The sequence below is a fragment of the Nocardia sp. GP40 genome, assembly GCF_050434125.1.
Taxonomy (GTDB): Bacteria; Actinomycetota; Actinomycetes; order Mycobacteriales; family Mycobacteriaceae; genus Nocardia; species Nocardia albiluteola.
This window is the reverse complement of the sequence record NZ_JBNPVW010000001.1, coordinates 789,067-808,395: the sequence shown is the minus strand read 5'-3', so window position 1 is coordinate 808,395 and position 19,329 is coordinate 789,067. Positions and strand designations below refer to the sequence as shown.

General features: G+C 64.7%; 24 protein-coding genes and 1 pseudogene. 6 read left to right on the top strand and 19 right to left on the bottom strand.

Annotated elements, in window-relative coordinates:
• Positions 1–32: 32 nt before the first annotated feature.
• The 3 genes from ABH933_RS03590 to ABH933_RS03580 are packed head-to-tail and all read right to left on the bottom strand — an operon-like array spanning position 33 to position 2,046.
• On the bottom strand, positions 33–500 hold the full coding sequence (locus ABH933_RS03590) for a YbaB/EbfC family nucleoid-associated protein (protein WP_429415157.1): 468 nt from the start codon (positions 498–500) through the stop codon (positions 33–35).
• Between the two features lie 8 nt (positions 501–508).
• The gene (locus tag ABH933_RS03585; RefSeq protein ID WP_429415154.1) at positions 509–856 is read right to left on the bottom strand and encodes a hypothetical protein; all 348 of its coding nucleotides are present in this window, start codon (positions 854–856) and stop codon (positions 509–511) included.
• On the bottom strand, positions 853–2,046 hold the full coding sequence (locus ABH933_RS03580; RefSeq protein ID WP_429415152.1) for a hypothetical protein: 1,194 nt from the start codon (positions 2,044–2,046) through the stop codon (positions 853–855). The genes ABH933_RS03585 and ABH933_RS03580 overlap by 4 nt, the downstream gene beginning before the upstream one ends.
• Before the next feature lie 183 nt (positions 2,047–2,229).
• Between ABH933_RS03580 and ABH933_RS03575 the strand changes: the two genes are divergently transcribed.
• Positions 2,230–2,913 (top strand): response regulator transcription factor, encoded by a 684-nt coding sequence (locus ABH933_RS03575; RefSeq protein WP_429415149.1) that lies wholly within the window; start codon positions 2,230–2,232, stop codon positions 2,911–2,913.
• Between the two features lie 67 nt (positions 2,914–2,980).
• Here ABH933_RS03575 and ABH933_RS03570 read toward each other — a convergent pair whose 3' ends face one another.
• The 6 genes and pseudogenes from ABH933_RS03570 to ABH933_RS03545 form a co-directional block, all read right to left on the bottom strand.
• On the bottom strand, positions 2,981–3,280 hold the full coding sequence (locus tag ABH933_RS03570) for a hypothetical protein (protein WP_429415146.1): 300 nt from the start codon (positions 3,278–3,280) through the stop codon (positions 2,981–2,983).
• A gap of 18 nt (positions 3,281–3,298) precedes the next feature.
• Positions 3,299–3,604: a hypothetical protein gene (locus tag ABH933_RS03565; RefSeq protein ID WP_429415143.1), complete on the bottom strand. Its 306-nt coding sequence runs from the start codon at positions 3,602–3,604 to the stop codon at positions 3,299–3,301.
• Positions 3,605–3,661: 57 nt separating this feature from the next.
• A complete protein-coding gene (locus tag ABH933_RS03560) occupies positions 3,662–4,450 on the bottom strand; it encodes an ESX secretion-associated protein EspG (protein ID WP_429415140.1) in 789 nt (262 codons plus the stop codon).
• Positions 4,447–6,780 (bottom strand): hypothetical protein, encoded by a 2,334-nt coding sequence (locus tag ABH933_RS03555; RefSeq protein ID WP_429415137.1) that lies wholly within the window; start codon positions 6,778–6,780, stop codon positions 4,447–4,449. Before ABH933_RS03555 ends, ABH933_RS03560 begins: the two co-directional genes overlap by 4 nt.
• Before the next feature lie 279 nt (positions 6,781–7,059).
• Positions 7,060–7,197, bottom strand: a complete 138-nt coding sequence (locus ABH933_RS03550) for a hypothetical protein (protein ID WP_429415805.1) — start codon at positions 7,195–7,197, stop codon at positions 7,060–7,062.
• A 140-nt stretch (positions 7,198–7,337) separates the two neighbouring features.
• A pseudogene (locus ABH933_RS03545) lies at positions 7,338–7,493 on the bottom strand (YaeQ family protein); the annotation flags it as partial.
• A gap of 1 nt (position 7,494) precedes the next feature.
• Between ABH933_RS03545 and ABH933_RS03540 the strand changes: the two are divergent.
• Positions 7,495–7,548, top strand: coding sequence for a hypothetical protein (locus ABH933_RS03540; protein ID WP_429415772.1), 54 nt, complete (start codon positions 7,495–7,497; stop codon positions 7,546–7,548).
• A 197-nt stretch (positions 7,549–7,745) separates the two neighbouring features.
• On the opposite strand, the gene ABH933_RS03535 is transcribed toward ABH933_RS03540, so the two are convergent.
• Positions 7,746–8,135, bottom strand: a complete 390-nt coding sequence (locus ABH933_RS03535) for a VOC family protein (RefSeq protein WP_429415134.1) — start codon at positions 8,133–8,135, stop codon at positions 7,746–7,748.
• 53 nt (positions 8,136–8,188) lie between these two features.
• Positions 8,189–8,533, bottom strand: coding sequence for a saccharopine dehydrogenase NADP-binding domain-containing protein (locus ABH933_RS03530; RefSeq protein WP_429415131.1), 345 nt, complete (start codon positions 8,531–8,533; stop codon positions 8,189–8,191).
• Between the two features lie 151 nt (positions 8,534–8,684).
• Here ABH933_RS03530 and ABH933_RS03525 point away from each other — a divergent pair, with 151 nt between their 5' ends.
• Together ABH933_RS03525 and ABH933_RS03520 are read left to right on the top strand one after the other, a co-directional pair.
• Positions 8,685–9,701, top strand: coding sequence for an AraC family transcriptional regulator (locus ABH933_RS03525; protein ID WP_429415128.1), 1,017 nt, complete (start codon positions 8,685–8,687; stop codon positions 9,699–9,701).
• Between the two features lie 503 nt (positions 9,702–10,204).
• Positions 10,205–10,333, top strand: coding sequence for a hypothetical protein (locus tag ABH933_RS03520; RefSeq protein WP_429415125.1), 129 nt, complete (start codon positions 10,205–10,207; stop codon positions 10,331–10,333).
• Here ABH933_RS03520 and ABH933_RS03515 read toward each other — a convergent pair.
• Together ABH933_RS03515 and ABH933_RS03510 are read right to left on the bottom strand one after the other, a co-directional pair.
• Positions 10,327–11,127 carry an MBL fold metallo-hydrolase gene (locus ABH933_RS03515; RefSeq protein ID WP_067898530.1) on the bottom strand — a complete coding sequence of 267 codons (801 nt, stop codon included), beginning with the start codon at positions 11,125–11,127 and terminating at the stop codon, positions 10,327–10,329. The genes ABH933_RS03520 and ABH933_RS03515 overlap by 7 nt on opposite strands.
• A gap of 286 nt (positions 11,128–11,413) precedes the next feature.
• The gene (locus ABH933_RS03510; protein WP_429415121.1) at positions 11,414–12,220 is read right to left on the bottom strand and encodes an alpha/beta hydrolase; all 807 of its coding nucleotides are present in this window, start codon (positions 12,218–12,220) and stop codon (positions 11,414–11,416) included.
• Positions 12,221–12,407: 187 nt separating this feature from the next.
• Here ABH933_RS03510 and ABH933_RS03505 point away from each other — a divergent pair, with 187 nt between their 5' ends.
• Complete coding sequence (locus ABH933_RS03505) at positions 12,408–12,608, top strand: hypothetical protein (RefSeq protein ID WP_429415118.1); 201 nt, start codon at positions 12,408–12,410, stop codon at positions 12,606–12,608.
• Here the strand turns inward: ABH933_RS03505 and ABH933_RS03500 are convergent, their stop codons facing one another.
• The 6 genes from ABH933_RS03500 to ABH933_RS03475 form a co-directional block, all read right to left on the bottom strand.
• Positions 12,609–13,019, bottom strand: a complete 411-nt coding sequence (locus ABH933_RS03500; protein ID WP_067898540.1) for a DUF4345 domain-containing protein — start codon at positions 13,017–13,019, stop codon at positions 12,609–12,611. It abuts the gene before it with no gap.
• Entirely contained in the window at positions 13,016–13,201 is a 186-nt protein-coding gene (locus tag ABH933_RS03495) for an MspA family porin (RefSeq protein WP_429415769.1), read from the bottom strand. Before ABH933_RS03495 ends, ABH933_RS03500 begins: the two co-directional genes overlap by 4 nt.
• Positions 13,202–13,316: 115 nt before the next feature.
• Positions 13,317–13,886 carry an anthrone oxygenase family protein gene (locus ABH933_RS03490; protein ID WP_429415766.1) on the bottom strand — a complete coding sequence of 190 codons (570 nt, stop codon included), beginning with the start codon at positions 13,884–13,886 and terminating at the stop codon, positions 13,317–13,319.
• Positions 13,887–13,939: 53 nt separating this feature from the next.
• Complete coding sequence (locus tag ABH933_RS03485; RefSeq protein WP_429415115.1) at positions 13,940–14,830, bottom strand: alpha/beta fold hydrolase; 891 nt, start codon at positions 14,828–14,830, stop codon at positions 13,940–13,942.
• Positions 14,827–15,933 carry an alpha/beta hydrolase gene (locus tag ABH933_RS03480; protein WP_429415112.1) on the bottom strand — a complete coding sequence of 369 codons (1,107 nt, stop codon included), beginning with the start codon at positions 15,931–15,933 and terminating at the stop codon, positions 14,827–14,829. The genes ABH933_RS03485 and ABH933_RS03480 overlap by 4 nt, the downstream gene beginning before the upstream one ends.
• Entirely contained in the window at positions 15,879–16,118 is a 240-nt protein-coding gene (locus ABH933_RS03475) for a hypothetical protein (protein ID WP_429415110.1), read from the bottom strand. The genes ABH933_RS03480 and ABH933_RS03475 overlap by 55 nt, the downstream gene beginning before the upstream one ends.
• 414 nt (positions 16,119–16,532) lie before the next feature.
• Between ABH933_RS03475 and ABH933_RS03470 the strand changes: the two genes are divergently transcribed.
• Complete coding sequence (locus ABH933_RS03470) at positions 16,533–19,328, top strand: LuxR C-terminal-related transcriptional regulator (RefSeq protein WP_429415107.1); 2,796 nt, start codon at positions 16,533–16,535, stop codon at positions 19,326–19,328.
• Position 19,329 lies beyond the last annotated feature (1 nt).

Genomic DNA, 19,329 nt, shown 5'->3' with positions numbered 1-19,329 from the left:
TGTCGGTCTCTACCTACGCCCCGGTTCCACGATCACCAGGACCGGCGCAGCACGCCGCGGCCACCCGTATCGTCGCCCGCTTCGCCGGCGGGCTGCTCGGTGTCGGGCCGTACCAATGCGGACAGCGGATCCAGCGGGTCGGGCAGACCCGGCACCAGATCCTCGAGGCCCACCCCGGCCATGGCCTGTTCGTACGCGGGTTCCATCAGGTCTGCGGTCTTACGGGTCAACTCGGCGACGGCATTCTGATGTGCCTGGGTCACCGCGGCGGCGATCTCCGGGTAGTCCAGGTCATCGATGTCGTTGGCGAACTTGGTCTCGATGACCACGCCGTTGGCGTTCACCACGACGGTGACCCTGCTATTGCCCGCGGAACCCGTTGCAGTGAGTTCGGCCCACTGCTGGTGCGATTCGACCAGCGTGGTCATCTGCGCCTTGAGATGCTCCATGGCATCGGACAAGCGATTGCGCGCGGCCTCATCGATCACGATGTCGTCCATACGGCCGCCTACGCCTCGCCGCCCTGCAGCGCCACCAGAATGCCCGAGAGTTCATCGGTCAACTTCAGGTGCTTCACCGCGTACCGCAGGCCCTCGGCGAAACCCTGCTCACCACACATCGATTCCGACACATTCGACATCGCGCCCGGAACACTGCCCACCTGGGCACCCAAGCCGGTGCCATCGCCGAAGATCTTGTGGCCGTACGAGTCGTCGCCGCAGAGCCGCCGCAGCGTATCCACCGAAGCCTGGGTCTGGAAACTGGACTGGAACTGCGCGGCCTGCTGGCCGGCGTTCTCGATATCTGTCGCGGTCCTGATCATCTGTTCGCATTGAATCTCGATGCTGTCACTCATATCGCGTTCTCCTCCACATGCGACAATGCCGCCGTCCGACCGGCGATCTCCAGCTGATACAGGGCGGCGTCGGCGATCCCGTCCTCGACGTCGAATGCGGCCGTGAGATGGCGCCGGGTCACGACCCCGGCCTCGGCCGCCGCGATCAGTGCGGCGACCGACTTCTGTTGCGCCGCAGTCGGTTCAGGCGACACACACTGCAGCATGAGGGTGGTGAGTACGTGCGGATCGACCACACCGGGGATCGCGGTACCGAAGTCATCCGGCAACGGCGACTGCCCCCGATACCAGCGACGGCCGTCGTGCCAGTAGCAGAACGACAGCAGCCCAGTGCCCGCCCGGGGGTTGAGCACGGAGTCCGCCACCCAGTTCGGCGCCCCCGCATAGAGATGCGGAAGTCGGCGGCCGCCGTTGTACGCGGCATCGAGCTCCGGTGCGTCCCACACGCCTCCCGACAGCACCGCGCGCCCGCCGGGGAGCATGTACAGCGTCGACCCGCTGCGGCTGAAGGCGCCCTCGAAGACACCCAGCGAGGGCGCCACCCGCGGACCCAGCGGCGAGCCGGCGGCGACGAAGGCGGCCGACAAGACCGCCCACCGGGACCACAGCAGCGCGGGCTCGGGCAGCAGATCGCTCGAATCATTGGGCCGCACACCGTGTTCCGCGTCGGATCGCGCATCCGCCGCCGCTCGTTGCGGTGTCCTGGTCTGGCGCCCGTCGTGTCGCAGGTAGGCGGCGAGCCACACCGGGATCCGTTCCCGCGGGAAGCGAGCCAGGTCGGCTTTGTAGGACTGCGGCGCGAACAACCATCCCTCCGGGAAAGGTTCCTCGCCATAGTCGTACTCGATGCCGAACTCGCCGTCTACCTCCAAACGCAGGATCATCCGCCACCACGGCACGGCACCCTGCCCCGCGGTGAGCTCGCGCTGTTCGCGCGCCAGACGCATCGTCTCCGCATCGACCCCGAATTGGACGGCCTTGCCGCCGGCCTCCAACGAGACCCTCGCCAGGCTCTGATCGACGGTGAGCGCGAAGGTGACCACCATTCGCTGCCACCCGGTCGGCGCGGCCGATGCGACACGTCGCGCGATCTGCTCCGCCATCTCACGGGCACGCGAACCGACGGTGGCGCCGAGCGAATCGGACACCACCGCACCGGTTTTCGATTGCGTTCCCGCGGCGGATGACACGAGTGCAGCGTAAGGAGAACGCTCCTCCGCCCCACGCCGCCTTAATCGAATCTTAGGATCGACAGGCCCATTTCCCACCGGGGAGAAAACTCCCCGCTCACACCTATCATTCGATCACCCTGTGATCGGAATGGCATGCGGGCGAAGGACGGTGCCCGCCGGGCGGATAGGGACGGTGAAGGCGTGCGGATCGCGGTCGTCACGGACGACATCAGGATCGCCGATCCCCTGATCGACGCATTCACGGCGCACGGCCATCGGGCGACCCGTAGCGGGCGCAGCGACGAGCTGTTTTCGATGATCCATTACCTCGACGCCGTCATTTTGGACAGCAAACTGCAGGACCTGCCGGGAATTCACGTCCTGCAGCGACTGCGGGAGTTCAGCGATGTGCCGGTGATCATGCTGACCCCCAAGGGCGATGAGCACGGGATCATCCGGAGCCTGCATTCGGGTGCGGACGATTGCGTCACCAAACCGGCGCGGCCCGCGGAACTGATGGCCCGGCTGGCTGCCATCATCCGGCGCTGGATGACGCCGCTGTCGGTCGAGCCGGTGGTGATTACCGGCGACGTACGGATCGATCTCGCCGCGCGCAGTATCGACGTGGCAGGCAAACCCGTCGGGCTCACCCGCACCGAGTTCGACATCGCCGCCACACTTGCCGAATCCTCGGGAACGGCGGTGAGCCGTGAGCACCTGACCGATCGGGTGTGGGGAGATCCGGCGGGCCCCGCGTCGCGCCCCTTGGATGTGCACGTCGCGGCTCTGCGGGCGAAGCTGAACCGGCCCGGACTGATCACGACGGTCCGCGGGTTCGGGTATCGCTGGGGCCTCGAGACCATCGAAGCGGTTGCAGCGGAATGACCCGGGTGCAGCGATAGCGGGCAACGGATCTCGACGTCGACGGTGATGAGTACCGCCCACCTCGAACCTAGGTCTCGAACACCCGCCGAACGTGGTCGTTGGCTCCGAGGATGTCCTCGTGAGCGCCATGCCGTGCGGCGTTCAGGGCCTTCACAGCGCTCTTGAGGGCCGTCACGTCCCGCATCAGGATCCCGTGCTTCGCGAAGAAGTTCTGGGCGCCCGCACCTGCCCACACGTCTGGCTGTACGAGCTTGTTCGCCGTCGTGTTCAGGTCGGTCTCGAGCTGGTCGAGCGCGTTGTAGAACTTCGTGAGTGCGTCGCCGGCTTCGGCATGGGTACCAGAGTGGTGCCGGATCACGGATGCCATGGTTCTCCGTTCGAGCTGTCACACGAGATTGGTGTGCTTTATCCCTGTGGTACTAGTGGTTTCGGTGGCAACATAACCTTTACGGCCCGTGTCCAGCAGATCCTGAACCTGCTTCAGCACCGCCTGGGTCTTCTTGCCTTTGGCGGTCACGTCATGCGTGACATCCCCCCATGCCGAGCTGAAAGCGCCGATAATGCCGGTGGAGGTCGCATGGGTGACCGCGTTCAGCACGTCCTGGACGACTTCGCCCAACTTATCGAGCTGGTCGCCGTAATACTTGGTGAGCACGGCGTGCTGGTCGCTTCCGATCCCTCTGTCGGCCATGGCAATACCCTATCGAGGGGCGGACGCAAGTGCCGGTGTCTTAACCGGATCTGAAGATCACCGCGCCCGCTCGTCCCGCAGCGCCTGCACGATCGCGGCGATGCGAGTGTTGATGTGGGCGATCAGATTCGCGGCGTCGACCGGCACCGCGACCGGCGGATTGTCGTCCGTCAGCAGATACCGCCCGTCGTCCACGAGGTCACGCAGGTCGAACTCGAACGAAAGACACCCGCGCGGCCCGAACGCGGAACGCTCCTGCCGCAGCTTGATCCCGCCCACATAGGACATCGGCGCCGCGTGGAACCGGACCGCGCGAGACTGTGCGCTCTCCGCCGCGAACGCCCCGACCTGAACGGCCGAACGGCCGTGGGAATGGTCCAGCCCGTCGCCATCGCCGAGCAGCACGACATCTCCCCAGGTGCCCGGCGCGCTCGGCGGGAGCTGGTCCACAGCGACCCGCGCCAGGTCCGGCGCGCGGCATTCGGTGACCACGAATCCACCACTGTGCCATCGCGTTTCGCCGGGAATCTGCTTGACCACGACACCGTGCGCCGCCCGGCGCGCGGCATGGACCCGGACCATCCCCTCGGGACCGTCCGGATCGCGAATATCCCATGCGCAAATTTCCAGGGTGACATCCGGATGGGCCAATGTCTGCATCATCGGCGCCGGATCGAATCCCAGCGCCCCATGCGCCCGCTGCAGCGCCGTATACATCTCCCGGTCGTATTCGTCGGCAGTACTGGTACGGCTGATGAATGTGAGCGGCGATGGGAGCTCTACCTGCTTCGCCTCGGTCAGCAATGCGACGAATTCGGTATCGCGCAGTGTCCAGCCCGTATTCATTTCTCGTCGACGACGGAGATGCTCGTCAGCGGGGCGTCACCCATCGCCTTGTCGAGATGGCGCCGGGAGTTGAGATAACCGGGGGTGCGATGCCCCTTGTCGTTGCCCTTGGCCGCTGCGCCGGGGCTACCCATGCCGCCGCCGGGGTAGCCGCCGCCTCCTTCCGCTTCGGCCGGGACCGCGCCCCGGCCGAGTAGTTCCTCCTGGCTCGCGGCGAGCCCGCTGGCGCGCGGGAAGAGCTTGGCCGCGGCGGTCATGCCCGTCTTGGACTCCAGTGCGCTCGTTTCCCCGGCGATGTCTTCAGCCGCGGCCGCGCCCCCCGATCCACCCGGGCCGGAGGACACCACGCCCGACCGCGCCTCGTTCATCGCCGCGGTCGCGGCGGCGGCATCCGCGAATTGCTGTTGCTGGGACTGGCTCAATCCCTGCCCGGCGGTACTCAGGGCCTGCTGGGCCGCACCGGCGATCTGCTGGGCGCCGCTGGCGAGAGTGCTCGTCGGATCCGAGGACGGGGTGTAGGCGGCCGGGGTGGTCGCTCCGACCCCCGACGAGCCATCCGACAACGAACCCGGAGCGGCACCGGCGCCACTGTGTGTATGTACGGCATTGGCGAAATCGATTGCAGGCACGTCCCCACCGTTCGGCGCGCCGAGCCCGCTGCCGGCGCTCGGAATGGACGCCATGGTGGTCCGGGGGATGCCGCCACCGGTGGAGACGGACACAACTCCGCCACCACCAGCGGGACCACCCGGGCTCGACGGAACCCCAGGGCTCGACGGCCCCCCCGGGCCCGACGGATCACCCGGAGGGGTGCCCGGGTCGCCCGGGGCGTTGGTCACCGGCGCGGGAACGGAGATGACCGGAACATTCTTCGAAACCGGACCGTAGCTGTTGTAATACAGTTCGGTGTACATTCGCTGGTAATAGTCGGTCAGCGTTTTGTCGACAACGAGCGGATGATCAGGGCCGGCTACCCCGCCTTGATATATCACTTCGATCTTGTTATCCGGAACAGAAACATTCGTTTTCACCTGACCGGAATGTTTTGTCGGTAGGCTAGCCTTCCCAGAGGAAAAGGTAGTCCAGTCACGGTGCACTTTCGCCGGAATTATCGATTCGGACGGCGGAGTCGGGACAGTGGGCATATACTCTCTGGTGGTCGCCAGCCAATCCGCGGTGTTTTGCAAGAGCCAGCCCATGTACGACATGCTGCCGATCAGTTCCGGCCCGGTCGCGCTGTAATCGGACATCGCCTTGGCGGCGGCGTCGGCGCCGGTGCCGTACCATCCCGCAGTGGTCGTGGCCTGGCCCATCGCCTTGGTAAACCGGTCGAACCCTTCCTTCAGCCGCCCGGCCAGATACGTCCACACCTGCGCCTTATCGGCGACGAGTTGCGCATTGAGCTTGCTGAGCTGGTGCAGATCCGACCACTGCATCGAGTTCGTCGGCGCGGCCGTGAGGGCTTGGGTCGTCAATTGCCCGGAGTACCTGGGCGTTCCAGCCGGCTTCGCCCACATTGTCTCGGGACCGTTGAAATACTTGGACTTTCCATCCTGCAACTTCGCCTGCACCGCCGCAAGATTATCGAACTCGGGCAGCGACGACCAACCGGTGACGGAAGAGTCCGAAGTCTCGGCGAAGTCGGACCACGCCGTCGCATCACCCCACTTCGCGGAGGTCCAGGATTGGAACTTCCCAGGATCGGTCGGCACCTTGATCGGACTCATGTCGCCGAGCGTCAAACTGTGCCACGGATCGCTGCTCGCACCGCCGACCTGATTTACCATGTCGGAAAGCTTGGCATTCAAATTCGACATATTCTGCTCGAACGCCGACACCGAGCCTACCTTGGACGCGCTGTTGGCATCGGTCGCCTTCAGCAGACCACACGAATACTCGAAAGTGCTGACGATATTCCTCAGGATTGTATTCTGATGCACATCAATTACCCGGGTGATATTGTCGTGCGCGGTATTGAATTGAGCGATCAGATTTGCGGTGGACTGGACGCCCGGCGAGGAATACACCGGGTCACTCACCGCCGTGCCATCGGGAAGACCGGTCACCGCGCCGGGTTCGAGCCTCAGGTTACCGACCGCATTCGCGATGGCGCTCAGATATTGCGCCAGCGTGTTGCAGGCACTCACCGCGAGACTCGCGGCCGTTTCATCGAACTGGACACTTTTCGCGTCAGTGGGAACCTTTCCCGCCGAATCGAGTTGCACCCATTTCAGTTTGCCGTTACTGGCGTCCTGACTCAGTGTATTGAGGCTGTTCTGCACCGCATTCAGGTCCACCGGGCTGGTACCGGCCGGAGACGTCTGCGCCATCGCTCACTCCTTGCATCCTGGTGACCGAGCCCGCTCAGTCATGCCGGGATGCTAACCGCCGCACCGCCGTTCGCAGCAGTCACCGCTTCCCATCGCTGACAACCCGGTGCATCGGCGATGCTCTACGACGCGACCCGAGCATACGAAGGTGCACGGCGTCGGCGGCCGAACGAGTCACACTCGCCGCGACCGCACCCGGCATCGACGGCGACACCCTGCCCATAACAATCGAATGCCGGACCCGAGCCGAAATCCGATGTGCACGAACGGTTCCTCTGCTCAGGCCCCGGGAAGCCGGTATTCGACGATCGGGGCGTTCAGACCGGTCCCGTTCAGGTCCAGGTACAGCTGGCGTTGGGTGACCGATACAGTGGCGATATTACGACGTTCGACTGCGGCCACGGCGGCGTCGACCATATCGGGATCGATGGCATAGACGGGGAATCTCCTCGGCGCCGTGAATGCGCTTGCCGGACAGCGGTGCCAGGACCTTGGGGTTCGCGGTGGGTGTAGATCGCGACGCGGCCGGCCAGTTTGCTGCCACGATGTACCCGGTCCGCATCGGGAGCGCCGACCTCGATCCAGGCAGTCACGCGGCCGGTGAGGTCACGCACCAGCACGGCGGGCTCCTCGGCGCTGGAGACCCCGCCGGCGCTGAAGGCGATCCCCTCCTCGTAATCGAGGCCTGAGCAGCTCGAGAACGCCGCCAGCAAGATCGCCGAAGGGATGCGGGTCTTCCTCGTTCTTCTCGACGAGGCCGAGTCGTAGCTGGGCGTCGCAGCCTGGTCTCGTCGGTCCCTCAACTGGATGGTTGGATAGGTTGATCCGCGGGCTGCGTAACTGGCAACGTATAGATAGCGGCTGGCGAGCGGGCGACGGAGTCTCACCGTGCCAGTTCCCAGGCGTTGTTGGCGGGCGTTCCCAGTTCTTCTTGGCGGTTCCGTACGCAATCGGCCGCCGGACCGTCAATCCGATGCCGAATCGAGAAGCCGCCACGGCGGATTGAGCCGGTTGCCCCCGGCGTAGAACAGGCACAGCGGATGGCCGTCGGGATCGCGCAGCCGCGCCTCCCGCCACAACCACGACATGTCGGCGGGCAGGCTATCGAACCTCACGCCCCCTTCGACCAGCCGGACGCATTGATCGTCGAGGTCATCGGCCTCGAAGTAGATGGTCACCTGCTCGCCGTCAGGCACGGATTCGACCAGTTCGACCGAAAACGTGCTGTCGCCATCGGGACATTGGAACCGCAGATAATGGTCGTTCTTGACGATCAGCCGCAGTCCGAGCAGTCGATAGAACCGCTCGGACCGGCCGAGATCGGTGGCACCGACCGTGATCTGATTAAGCCGCATCTGCCCACTGTGCAACCTCGAGCACGGTACAGGTCAACCATCCGCGATCGGCATCAGCCGCCAACAATGACTGGGAGCCGCACAGGCGCCGCCAACGGTCCAGCCGACCGCAGCTGATTGTCATCGACCGCTGCGGCGACCACCGCCGCCCCGGAGACACTGAACGGCCCCGCGCAATTGATGACGACGTCGCTGCCGGTCAAGGCCGCGACCAATGCGGCGTGGTCGTCGGCACCGGCCACCCGGCGGTCGGCATCGGGGATGCCGACCTGAACCGCCGCGTCGTCGAGCCGCTGCTTGTCGCGGCCGACGAGCCGGACCTCCTCATTACGTCGGGACAACTCGGTGAGGATGAGCTTGGCCTGATAACCGTTGGCGCCATAGACAGCGATGACCATATCGACTCCCTGATTCGTGTCGGACTGCGCGCGACTGCGCAGCACATTGAAATTGAACCTAAAACCGATCACATGAGACGTTTAATGCGTTGAAGTCTTTCATTTATACGAATTCGTCTCGACGTGGATGGGGAGTTGATACTGTTGCCGGATGGATCCTTTGTCGGACGTGGTCGCGGCGATGCGTATTGGCGAGCCACATTCGGCACGGGTCACCCATCGCGCACCGTTCGGTTGGCAGTTGCCCGCAGTCGATGCCGCCGGATTCCATGTCGTGCTGGCCGGGACGTGCTGGTTCCTGCCACCCACCGGCGATCCGATCGTGCTGCGACCAGGCGACATCGTCTTCCTCCCCGGCGGTTGCACCCATGCCCTCGCCGACGACCCGGCAACACCACTACGCGCAGCAACGACAACGCTGCGCCGAGTGACTCCCGGACAGGCTGCATCGTCAGCACGCGTATCCGAACCCCGGCCGGAGACCGCTCTGCTGTGTGGCGCCTACTTGCTCGATCGAAGCCGGTCACACCCGATGCTCGCCGATCTTCCCGAGGTCATTCACCTTCCCGCACCGACAACGCGCCACAACCCAGCGGGAACAATCGTCGACCTTCTCGCCGATGAGCTCATCGGCGATCACCCCGGGCGCGATGCCATGCTGCGCGCGCTTCTGGACGCCCTGCTGCTACACATCCTGCGCAGCTGGCTCGATCAGCACGGCGATAGCGGCGCCGACGCGGGGTGGTCCGCAGCACTCCACGATCCAGCCGTCGCGACCGCGCTGTCGGCGATCCACGGCTCGCCCGGACACGGCTGGACCATCGCTGAACTTGCCGATCACGCCGGACTGTCGCGGGCCAGCTTCGCGCGCCGATTCACTACTTTGATCGGCCGGCCGCCCATCGCCTACCTCACCTGGTGGCGCATGACCCTCGCCGCCCGGCAACTACGCGACACCGACACCCCGATCCCGGTCATTGCCCGACAGGCCAGCTATGCATCCGAATTCGCGTTCGCCCACGCGTTCAAGAGCGAATTCGGCTGCCCACCAGGCCGATTCCGAGAGCAAACCCCTCCAGCCCAACCATCGGAAAGAAGCCCGGAACCATCGACCGACCCGCGCGCTCCTGCACATGCCGCCACCTGCACCACCAAATCCGAAAGATAGACCCGAACACGCCGACCCTGGGAAACCGCATCAAAACTTTCGGAACCCACGTCGATGATCGGCCTATCCGAAAAGTCAACCCGGACCGGACACCAGCAGTTCGTCCTGGATTTGCCTGGGCGTGATCTTGGGGTAGGTGTACTCGCTGACTTCGCCTGTGGGCAATTCAGCTGCGGCGAACATCTTCATGCCTTCGCGTTCATACCTTCGTGCGCTGCGCGGTGGAACGCACCGCCATGCCGAGGCATGAAACGTTGATGCCGGAGCCGGCGATCAGGGTTGCCGTGGAGCTGAACTGCCCGCTTCCGGTCCATTCGTGTGACCGGTCGGGCCACGCGGTATCCGAACCGCCGCTCACTGACCTTGAAGGAACACTGATGTTCGAACAGCGTGATCGTTGGCTCGAAGAACTGGGTGAGTGATTCCGGCTCAGATCACACTTCACTCTCCGAAATAGACTGCTCGCCAACATATTTCATGTCACAGCCCAAACCATCTCGAACGTGCCCCGCCAGACCGTCCCCCTGCTCGACCTCGCCGGTTACACCCCTGAGCCGACCGGAATCACCTTCACCACCCCAGCCGAAATCGCCCAATACTCCGCCACCAACACCGACGCTGCGTGTTATTGATCTGCAAGCCTGACATTTGAGAGTCGCGCATATGCGTCCGGGTCATGCGAGCTGAAGATAGTGACGTTGCTGTGCTGTTCGGAGTTGAGTTGGATGAGGCGACGGATGTTGGCTTGACGCGCACTGCGGATAGCGGTGCCCATCAGGTCGTATGTCCGTGTGAGGGCCGACGATATGGGATTTCGTGGATCGATTTCATGTCCGGCCAGGAATGAATCACCCGCGTGCAGCAGCCAGCCGTGGCCGGTGTCGACCGCAACGCCCGCGTGGCCTCTGGTGTGTCCGAATAGTGGCACAACGAGAATTTCCGGCGGCAGGCCGTCGAGGTCACGGACGGCTTCGAAACCGAACCATCGCTCGCAGCCCTCCTCGTTCACGGCCCATTTCGGACCGTATGCCCATTCGGCCTGGCGGTACCGGAAGCGATCATAGAGCCGACGTGATGTCATCGCCGCCCGGAATTCGGGGCCGTGCACGTGGACAGTTGCCTCAGGGAAGTCGGCGATGCCGCCGGCGTGGTCGAAGTCGAGGTGGGTGAGTATGACGTGCCGGACATCTGCGGCCGTGTATCCCAGTGACTTCAGTTGGCACACCGCGGTTTCATGCTCTAGCAGGGCCGCCCCGAATCGCCCGAGCCCTAGTACTTGCTTCGAATGACGGATAGCCTGCAACCCGTAGCCCGAGTCCACCAACACCAGGTAGTCGGCCATCTCGATCAGCAGACAATGGCCTACAAGCTGCCGTCGAAACGGAGGCAGACGAAATGTCGCGCAGTTGAGATGATGAACTTTCATCGATACAAATCCTCGAGATTGATCTGGTCTGCGCAAGGTCGACCTGGAATACGACACCCAGGTCAACCAGCTACGCGCGGAGGTCGAACAAGCGACTGCCGACGTGAAACCTAGCGCATCCTGCACCGACTACCGACGATGGCAGCCTTCGAGGAAACCATCACCGCTGCAATCGGATTGCATTTCTACCGACTCCGCTGAACAGGCCCCTGTGTCGGCACCGAGGTTTCGGTGGCACGTGTGCGGCGGGTGGCGATACCTGTCGACGGCAGTCAGGGTCTGCGATTCAGGCCAGATGCCGGCGCAGGAATTCCAACTGGGCGGCGACGGCCGGCTCGTATTGGTCGAGCAGGGCCGCGTAGTGGCCGCCCGGGAATCGTACGAGCTCTCCCCGCGGTGCTCGATGTGCGGCCTGGATCGCCGGCTCGGCGTAGGCAACGCCGTCGTCGTCGAAGGCCACAACGAGCAGAGGGCACTCGATCTGCGGTGCACTACGCGCCGGCCGGCCCAGAGCGGTGGCGAGAGCCGATCGGGCCGCGACTTCCTGGCGCCATTCCGGATATTTGTTGCCAGGGTTGAGCGCTCGGTCACCGTTGCGCGAATCGGGCATGGTGAGCGCGGACGCCGTGCCGTGTTCTCCGTTGAGTGCCACCAACCGTGGATCGCGGCCCAGCAGGGCACCGCTCGCATCCTTGACGGCTCTCCACACCATGCCGTTGAGTTCCGACAGCGTGGTATCCCCCTGACGCAGGGCGATCCGACCGGATGCCGGCCCATCGGCCAGTGGAGCCACGGCCATCGCCGCAGCAAGCCGATGGTCGCGCGAGGCAAGGCGGAAGATGTAGCCGCCCGAGAGGGAAAAGCCCCAGATCGCAATTTTGTCCCGGTTCACCTCGGGCAACGTGGTCGCGAATTCGATTGCCGCCCGCCAGTCGGCCAACTGTCGATCGATATAGACCACCTGGCGTGGTTCGCCATCGCTTTCCCCCATATGCCGAAAGTCGAACGCAAGCACTGAGAAACCCGCATCCTGGAATCGAGTCGCAAATGGATCCGTCGCCGGCTCCTTCGTCACACCCAGACCTCCGGCCATGACAACGCATGCACCGTTATCACCCGGATAGTGCCACGCGACACATTCCACGCCGCCGCTAGAGAATCGAACCTTCGTCCGCCTCATTGTGGTGGTCATCTTTACCTCTCTCGACGCAGTGGTCATCGAAATCGAATCGATTCGAAGCCATTTCTGACACCTATGACTAACTTGCTACTGCTGATGTGTGCCGAATCAGTTGCTGGACGATCGAGTGATGTTCCTGCTGTCCCAGATCGGCTATCACGTCTCGCGCAGGTTCACGACGCGGCTTGCCCCGCTCGGACTCGACCCCGCACACTTCGGGATCCTCAGCCATCTCGCCGCCGCCGGTCCGCCATCGGTGGGGTACACCGATTCGGCTGCGCTTCAGCAATCGAGACGGTAGCTATCGCGTCAGTTCTGCCAGATCCGCGCGTGCCGCACGCCCCGTGACCTTCTGCAGCAACGGGGTATAGATCAGTGGCGTGGCCAGTTCCACGACGATCATGGCGGTATAGAACCAGTGCGGCCACCCGACGTAGGCGACGGTCAGCAGCCGCACCAGCCCGCCGACGAAGAACACGAGCATCAGCAGGTGGACCAGGCCAGCGTGCCGGCGCAGATCCCGTGCGGCCCACACACAGGCGATACCGTAGCCGAGGAACAACACCATCGAGAACCGCATGTCGCCGTCCAGCGTGGCGTTCGGGGTATTCGCCCCGATGATCGTGCCCGGCCCGATCAGGATGTGCGCCAACGCGATCAGTGCACAGGCGATACCGAAAATGATGAGATACCAACGCAATACGGTCTTCACAACCGCCTCCTTCTCACGCAACCCGGAGCTTGGACCGGTTCGCTGTCTCCGAGGTGGGTCACCGCCGCCCGACCGGATCCGGTGATATCAGCGGCCGCCGTTGAGCTGACGAAACCCTCGTGCGTAAACGGCGAATCAGCCAGATTCGGCTGCCTGTCAACACTTTCCGCAACTTTCGTGATCTGCAGGTCGCCGTTCGAATTCGTGTTACCGGCGACGCCCGGATCTTGCCACTTCGCGATCAGACCAATAGGCGTCCCCCGCTGCCAATTCCGGCCCTACTCTGCCGTTGCGGCATCATGCCTTATCGGTTTGTCGACGGCCCGAGACCGCGAGCACATTCAAACATACGAATGCGACGGTGGCGGCGATGGTGCGGATCGCGTGCGCGACCTGCCAGTGATCTCGTTGAACAGCCCAGTCCGCTGGGGGCGCCCCGACGGTCCACCGACCTTCCGCGGCGGTGATCTGAACGTTGATCGCTGAGGAGATAGCGAACACGGTCAACAACAGCATCAACGCGGACAGCGCCCACCACTTGGCTGCCCCCGGCCGCCGGATCGTGACGACCACCGAGAGCGTCGCGCACAGCATCGCGGGAATCAATGTTGCACCGGAAAGCCATGGGATCCCGATGAGATTGATCTGCGCTACCTGCGTGTACACCGAGCCATCGAAGCGCCGCAGCTCCAATTCGAGGACAAGCAGGGTGAGCAGAGAGCCTGCATAGAGACCGGCGAACACTGGCCCGGCGAACCGGGCAACCTTGGCGGCAGGACCCATGACGCTGATACTCCTTACTGGGCAACCGATGCCGGAGAGCCGGTCAAATAATGTGAATTCAATATTATATGTATTCGATAGCATCACTCGTGGCACATGGAACTCGGTCGGGCCCCAGCGTCGACGACACGTTCACCTCACGCTGGCCCGGATGTTCCGCGCGGCGGCTCGGTTGTGCGGAACAGGTCAGCGAACTCCCGGATGATCCGGGCGAGTCTCGCTGGTTGGTCGAGTGGGATGAGCGTGTAACTATCTGCTATCTCGATCAACTGTGCGCGGGGGAGGACTTCGGCGAGACGTTTGCCGTGTTCGGGTGGCATTACGCGGTCGTCGGCCGCCCAAACCACAAGGGCGGGGCGATCGAAACTCGGCAGATACTCGGCCGAGGCGAGCAAGAAGCTCGTATCCGCCGCCGCGGCTCGCAGCATTCGCACTGCGTCGCGACGGATCTCCGGCTGAGCCAAGGTCGGCTCCATCCAACCGGCGACCGTTGCGTCTCCGCGTTTGGTCAGCCACCCGAACGCGAGCCGGCTGCGCCGCATGATGCGAAGCCGCATTTGCTGCATGAAGAGCCCGAACAACGCTGGCGAGAGCTTTCCAGTGAGCATGAGCAGCTTGCCGGTCAGCCCGGGAGGGAAGTTGTCGAACGCCTCGCACGAGACGAGTACGACCCGCCCCACGCGTTGTCGCGCGAGCGCGGTGCCATCGCCCATCAGTAGCTGGACAAGCGCGCCGCCGGTGTCATTGCCGACGAGGGTCACGTCGTACAGGTCGAGGCGGTCGAGGAATTCCGCGACCAGCTGGGCTATCGCGGGCAAAGACAGATCGGCGTCGGCGTGCATCCCGTGCCGATGCGCGCCGAGCGGCAATGTCGGCGCCACACATCGGTGGTCGACGGACAGTTCGGCAATTGGTCCGTCCCACAGCGAAGCGTCCATCATCAACCCATGCAGCAGCACAATTGTGGGGCCGTCACCGCCGGTGTCTTGGTAGTCGATAGTCCCTGCGGACAGCTCGATCTGCTTCATACCGTTCGCTTCCGCGAGGCATGGGGGACGCCGGAATGATCCGCTGCCGGATGATCGAACAGGTGCCGGCGCAGGAAGGATAACTGCGCTTCGACGGCCTGCTCGTGCTTATCCAAGAAGGGGGCGTAGTGGTTACCGGATATTTCGACGACCTCCCCGCGTGGAGCGCGGCTCGCCGCCTTCACGGATGGCTTGACGAGCGACGTCAGATCGTGGGCACAGACCATGACAAGTAGCGGCGACTGCACATGGGACGCGGCGCGGCCGGGTTGATAGAGAGTGAAGCGAAGCGCGGTACGGGCAGCGATCATCTGCTGCCAGTCCGGGTACATGTGCGAACGCAGTGCGAGTCCGGTGTCGATTCCGTCCGGCGTCGTGAGCATCGCGACGGTCCCGGGCTCTCCGACGAGCGGCACCAAGCGTGGCGGACGCCCTACGAGACTACCGAGGGCATCCAAAACGCCCAGGCCGGTGAAACGTAGCATCGCCAGTGGCTTCTGGTGGCGCATGGCGTTGCGGCTCAGGGCCGGACCATCGGGGTTCGGTGTCTGCGCGATCGCCGCGCCGAGCTGCGGGTTGCGCGCCGCGACCCGGAAGATGTGACCGCCGGTGGCGGAGAACCCCCAGATTGCGAGTTTGGCCGGATCGACTCCCGGCAGAGTCCGGGCGAAGTCGATCGCAGCCTGCCAATCGTTGAGCTGGCTTCTGGCCGAAAACGCGAGGCGCGGCTGCCCATCGCTCTCACCGACGCGGCGGTAGTCGAAAGCGAGGACCGCGAACCCCGCATCGTTGAATCGTTTCGCGAACTGGTCGGTGGCCGGCTCCTTGGGTACCCCGAACCCGCCGGCCATGATCACGCAAGCGCCGTTGGTTCCCCGATAATGCCAGGCGGCACATACAGTGTCGCCGCTGACGAATCGAACCTTCTTCCGTTCGACGGACTCGGATGTGTCCTGTTCGGTCATTTGGGGCGGTCCTTTCTGATATAGCTGGGTGCTGATCGGTATGACTGTCAGCTCGCGATGGGATGGCCGGTTGCGTCTCATTGCTACGTTCCATCCCTGGCCTCGTCGGGGCTCAGCCGACGCACCGAGACCAGACATAGCCCGAGATCACGGACTTTGGTCAGAACACCGTGCAACGCGGGTTGATCAGCAATCAGGCCAAAGATGGCGGTCTGAGTGGCCTCGCCGTTGACCTGCAGTCCGCCGAACCAGCAGGCCCACCGGTCGTCGAGGATGCCATCGACGCGGATCTCGTAATGCGCCGGCCATCCCGAGCCCGTCACACCCGCTCACAGTCCTGGCGCAGAACCAATGCCCGGCCGCATCGGCGCTGTCGCTCGAGGAGCCGGAGGGCGGCGGCCATGGCATGGGGCAAGGGGTTACGCATCGGGAGCGCTCCCCCGGCGCCTGCGGGACAGGTCGTGTACTGATCGAGCCTGAACGCATCCATTGCCGATTCCTTCTGCTGATGGGCATTTCCGTCACCGATACGCTACGAACGCCCCCCGGCCGGCGCGTCACCCAAAGGTGGATATGCAGGTGGAATCTTCGAAGACGCGTCCAGCCCGAAAGTGGTGCCAGGGCCGGCGCAGCATTCTCCGGTTGCCGCACATGCCGGGCGGTTCCGCAGCGGGAGCGCATGGTTGGCCCGCTATTACAATCGGCCCAGCCAGCAACCGAGCTAACCATCGCTGGACGTGCTGAGCGGCAGGTTACCGATGGCTGAGCCGTCCGCGGCTTACCCGTTACGAGGTGTCATGTCCGAGCAGGATGCGCTGCTAGCCACCAAATTGCGTGTGCCCGGGCTACGCCTGGGCTTCGTGCGCCGCCCGCGGCTCGTCGATCGGCTCGACGCAGATCTGGAGCAGGGGCTGGTGCTGGTCTGCGCCCCGGCAGGATTCGGCAAGACGGGCTTGCTGGCGGAATGGGCTCGAAGTGGCCGACGGCCGGTTGCCTGGCTGTCGCTCGATGCGGCAGACAATGATCCAGCGCGGTTTTGGCGGCACGTGGTTGCGGCGCTCGATCGGGCGCGCCCGGGAATCGGCGAGCAGGTCGGCCCGCTGCTGGGCCCACCTGCCCCAACCTCGTTCGAAGGACTGGTGACGGCGCTGATCAATGAGCTGGACGCCCGGTCTGGTGAGGACGAGGTATTGCTGGTCCTCGACGACTATCACCTGATTGATGCGCAGGCGATTCACGCCGCCCTGACGTTGCTGGTGGAGCACCTGCCGACAGGTCTGCGGCTGGTGCTGGCCAGCCGGTCCGACCCGCCGCTGCCGCTAGCACGGTTGCGGGCCCGGGGTCAGCTGGCTGAGCTGCGCGCCGACGAGCTCCGCTTCGCACCGGACGAAGCGGCGGCGCTGCTGCGGGGAGCGACTGGCGGCGGCTTGCCCGACGCGGCAGTAACGATGCTTACCGCCCGCACCGAGGGATGGGCAGCCGGCCTGCAGTTGGCCGGCCTCTCGCTGCGAAGCCAGGCGAATCCCGCCCAATTCGCAGCAGCGTTCAGCGGCAGCCACCGCTATATCCTGGACTACCTGGCAGGGGAGGTACTCGAGCAACTGAGCGAGCAGGTGCGCGGGTTCCTGCTGGAGACCTCGGTTCTCGAGCGCCTCAGCGGGGAGCTCTGCGATGCTGTCACCGGCCGGGCGGATGGCCAGGAGATGCTGGAAGGGATCGAGCTGGCTGGCCTGTTCCTCGTGCCGCTGGATGAGGTACGCGGCTGGTGGCGCTATCACCATCTGTTTGCCGAGCTGCTCCGCGCCCAATTGCAGCACGAACAGCCCGGACATGCCTCGGCCCTGCACCGAAACGCGGCAGCCTGGTGCGAAGAGCATGAGCTCGCCGACGAGGCCGTACACCACGCATTACATGCGGACGACACTGTCTGGGCTGCGAGAATGATCGAACGGTACTTTGACGGGACCTTCCGTCAGGGCGAGCAGGCAACGGTGCATCGTTGGCTTTCCGAACTGCCCGCCGAGGTCATCCGGTCACGGCCCCGCCTGTGCCTGGCGCAGGCGTGGATGGCGCTCGTGGGTAGCAACGTGGACGCGGCCGGGCCGCGGCTCGACGCTGCTCAGCGGATACCTGCAGACGCTGCTGAAGCGCCGTTCGAGCCATCGGTGGGCAGGGCCGCGAGCTGGCTGGCGAACGTCCCCGCAGCCATCGCACTCGCTCGTGCCTGGCTCGCCTATTTGCACGGCGACGCCGAGGCAACGGCCGCGCTCGCCGCGCGGACCCTAGCCGAACTCGACGAGGACGAGTGGATGCTGGAGTCCCTGACCTGGTGGCAACTGGGCTTGGCCGAATGGCTGCGCGGCAGGCTCGTAGAAGCCGAGCAGGCTTTCACCTCGAGCATCGCCCAGTGGCAGGGGGCGGACGAGCGTTCCCTGGCCGTTCGAGGTTACTACCACCTCGGCCAGGTGCAGCACGCCCAAGGCTACCTGGACGCAGCGCTCGGCGCGTACCAGCAGGCACTCGGGATCACCGCACCGCGTGGTGTGCCGACTCTGGCGACTGCCGGCATGGGATACGTGGGCACGGCGGAGGTGGCCTACCAGCGGGGCGATCTCGAGGCGGCCCTCCGGGACGTCACCGAGGGCATCGCACACTGCCGGCAGCTGACCTACACTCAGCCGCTGGCCGCGGGGCTGACGACGCTGGCGTGGATTCGGCAGGCCAAGGGTGATCCGGCCGGGGCCATGGAAGCGATCGGCGAGGCCGAGCAGCTCACGCTGGGCGCAACTATGGCCGACCCGTTCAACCCTGTTCCAGCGCAAAGGGCGCGGTTGCACCTCGCACAGGGCGACATCGTCGCGGCGGCCCATTGGACGAAGGAACGCGACCTGAGCGCGGAGGACGAGCCGGACTATTCCCGGGAGCCCGAGTATCTCGTGCTGGCCAGGTTGCTGCTCGCGCAAGACTTGCCCGGGCCGGCGCTTGCACTCTTGGAGAAAATGCTCACCGCGGCGGCCACCCAAGGCCGTGTGGGGAGCATCATCGAGATCCAGGCGCTACAGGCGCTGGCCCTCGCCGCTCGCGGCGAGGAGAACAACGCTGTCGACGCACTGGCCGATGCGCTCACACTCGCCTGCCCGCAAGGCTATGTTCGGGTCTTCGCCGACGAGGGTGCTCTAATGGGCGTCCTGCTCCGCCGACTGATCGCGGCCCAGCGGGCCGAACACGCCGCCCCCGTTGTGCCCCTCGGATATCTGGCCCAGGTGTTGCAAGCGCTCAGCCAGCACGGCGTCCAAGGTTCCGGGTCGAGTACCGCGGCAATGGTGCCGGGCCTGGTCGAGCAACTGACCGCCCGTGAGCGCGACGTAGTGGACCTGCTGGTCTCAGGCAGATCGAACCGGCGGATCGCCGACGAGTTGGTAGTCAGTGTCGACACCGTCAAGAAACACCTAACCCACATCTTCGGCAAGCTCGGCGCCGCCAACCGCACCGAGGCTGTTGCCCGGGCACGGCAACTGGGTTTGATTCGCTAGG

What these genes read in the sequence shown, in the direction of transcription:
- ABH933_RS03535 (WP_429415134.1), bottom strand. Translation starts at nt 8,135, where the DNA reads ATGCGGCTTAATCAGATCACGGTCGGTGCCACCGATCTCGGCCGGTCC.
- ABH933_RS03590 (WP_429415157.1), bottom strand. Translation starts at nt 500, where the DNA reads ATGGACGACATCGTGATCGATGAGGCCGCGCGCAATCGCTTGTCCGAT.
- ABH933_RS03490 (WP_429415766.1), bottom strand. Translation starts at nt 13,886, where the DNA reads ATGCTATCGAATACATATAATATTGAATTCACATTATTTGACCGGCTC.
- ABH933_RS03570 (WP_429415146.1), bottom strand. Translation starts at nt 3,280, where the DNA reads ATGGCATCCGTGATCCGGCACCACTCTGGTACCCATGCCGAAGCCGGC.
- ABH933_RS03515 (WP_067898530.1), bottom strand. Translation starts at nt 11,127, where the DNA reads ATGAAAGTTCATCATCTCAACTGCGCGACATTTCGTCTGCCTCCGTTT.
- ABH933_RS03510 (WP_429415121.1), bottom strand. Translation starts at nt 12,220, where the DNA reads ATGGCCGGAGGTCTGGGTGTGACGAAGGAGCCGGCGACGGATCCATTT.
- ABH933_RS03555 (WP_429415137.1), bottom strand. Translation starts at nt 6,780, where the DNA reads ATGGCGCAGACGTCTCCGGCCGGTACCAGCCCGGTGGACCTGAATGCG.
- ABH933_RS03560 (WP_429415140.1), bottom strand. Translation starts at nt 4,450, where the DNA reads ATGAATACGGGCTGGACACTGCGCGATACCGAATTCGTCGCATTGCTG.
- ABH933_RS03485 (WP_429415115.1), bottom strand. Translation starts at nt 14,830, where the DNA reads ATGAAGCAGATCGAGCTGTCCGCAGGGACTATCGACTACCAAGACACC.
- ABH933_RS03585 (WP_429415154.1), bottom strand. Translation starts at nt 856, where the DNA reads ATGAGTGACAGCATCGAGATTCAATGCGAACAGATGATCAGGACCGCG.
- ABH933_RS03530 (WP_429415131.1), bottom strand. Translation starts at nt 8,533, where the DNA reads ATGGTCATCGCTGTCTATGGCGCCAACGGTTATCAGGCCAAGCTCATC.
- ABH933_RS03480 (WP_429415112.1), bottom strand. Translation starts at nt 15,933, where the DNA reads ATGTCTGGTCTCGGTGCGTCGGCTGAGCCCCGACGAGGCCAGGGATGG.
- ABH933_RS03550 (WP_429415805.1), bottom strand. Translation starts at nt 7,197, where the DNA reads ATGGTCGACGCCGCCGTGGCCGCAGTCGAACGTCGTAATATCGCCACT.
- ABH933_RS03525 (WP_429415128.1), top strand. Translation starts at nt 8,685, where the DNA reads ATGGATCCTTTGTCGGACGTGGTCGCGGCGATGCGTATTGGCGAGCCA.
- ABH933_RS03565 (WP_429415143.1), bottom strand. Translation starts at nt 3,604, where the DNA reads ATGGCCGACAGAGGGATCGGAAGCGACCAGCACGCCGTGCTCACCAAG.